The following is a 1,335-nucleotide window of genomic DNA, read 5'->3' on the forward strand; positions in this document are numbered from 1 at the left end:
CTGTCCCGCGTCAAGTAGTTGGCAGGATTTCTTCTCTTTCAAAGGTGGGGATGGTGGGGTCGGCCAAGCCCAGGTGCACCTCCATCGGCCGGTTCCAGGCGATCGCCTCGTGAGGACGCTCGGTGTTGTACTCGGCGCGGTAGTCCTCTGCCCGCTCGATCAGCGTCAACGCGTCGGGGATCTCGTCGAGGAACAGCCGCTCGTACTTCAGCGTCCCGAACCCGCGTTCGCGTGACCCGTTCTGCCCGGGAGAGCGCACCCGGGTGCGGACGTGCCGCAGCTCGGGGTGCCGCATGATGAGCAGCTCGAAGTTCAGCGACCGGAACGGGCCGCCGTTATCGGTGACGATCGTCACCACCGGCAGCAGCTCACCGGTGTCGGGGTCGACCTCGCATTCGTCGACGAGCGGGTGCCCGAACATCTGCTCGTAGTCGGCGAGGGCGAGCTCGATCGCGGCGATCGCGTCGTACTGGTTCGCGGTCGGCGACACGTGGAACGGATGCTCGACCTTCGAGTACCAGTCCCGACATCCCGCGATCCGCCAGGTCCCGCCCTGCGTAGTCTCGAACTCGCTGAAGTCCAACTGCCAGACCTGGTTCGGGCCTGTCGGGTTGCGCGCGAACGCCGCCTTCCGATCCTTCGCCAGCTCACGCCGCTGCTTCTGATACTCCGACGGCAGGATCAACCCGTCGTCGCGCAACAACCGCAGCACGGTCGCCTGCGACACCTTGTGGCCGTCGTGACGGGTGAGCGCCCAGATCTTCCGGTGACCCCACGCCGGGTGCTTCAGCGCATGCTTGGTCGCCAGGTCACGGGCGGCGTCCCTCGCGGGCTGCGGCCACGGCCCCTTCGGCGGCCGCTCCTGGCGCGCCTTGGCCTGCCAGCGCCGCCAGGTGCGCTCGGGCATGTCGATCAGCCTGCAGAACCTCGAAGTCGACATGCCCGCCTCGACGCGGATCACCTCGAGGTCTTCGAAGGGCCCAACCGGCCCTCCGCCGACTTCTTCCACACCCGGATCTCAACCGCGGCTTCGCCGAGCGCCTGGGTCAGGTCCGCGACCTCCGCCTCGAGCTGCTGCTCCCGCGTCGACGGCCCGGACTTGCCCGCCGCGAGCCCGGTCTTCCCCGCTTCGAGGAAGTCCGCCTTCCATCGGCCGATCGACTGCTCGCTGACCTTCTCCCGCCGAGCCGCTTCGGCGATGGTCATCTCGCCGGCGAGGATGCTCAGCACGATCCTCGTCTTCTTCTCCACCGGGATCAGTGGTGGTCTACCCATGGTCAAACTCTCCGCTCAGGACTCAATCAATGGTCCTGCCACAAAGTCTGACGCGCGACA

General features: G+C 67.1%; 2 protein-coding genes. Both read right to left on the reverse strand.

Translation table 11 applies throughout. The features are described 5' to 3' along the window. Positions 1-10: 10 nt before the first annotated feature. Positions 11-907 carry an integrase core domain-containing protein gene (locus GJQ66_RS12080; protein WP_230379568.1) on the reverse strand — a complete coding sequence of 299 codons (897 nt, stop codon included), beginning with the start codon at positions 905-907 and terminating at the stop codon, positions 11-13. Between the two features lie 50 nt (positions 908-957). Beyond that, entirely contained in the window at positions 958-1,275 is a 318-nt protein-coding gene (locus GJQ66_RS12085) for a helix-turn-helix domain-containing protein (protein ID WP_155049615.1), read from the reverse strand. Between the last annotated feature and the right edge of the window lie 60 nt (positions 1,276-1,335).

Source organism: Microbacterium sp. ZXX196, from assembly GCF_009709595.1.
Lineage (GTDB): Bacteria > Actinomycetota > Actinomycetes > Actinomycetales > Microbacteriaceae > Microbacterium > Microbacterium excoecariae.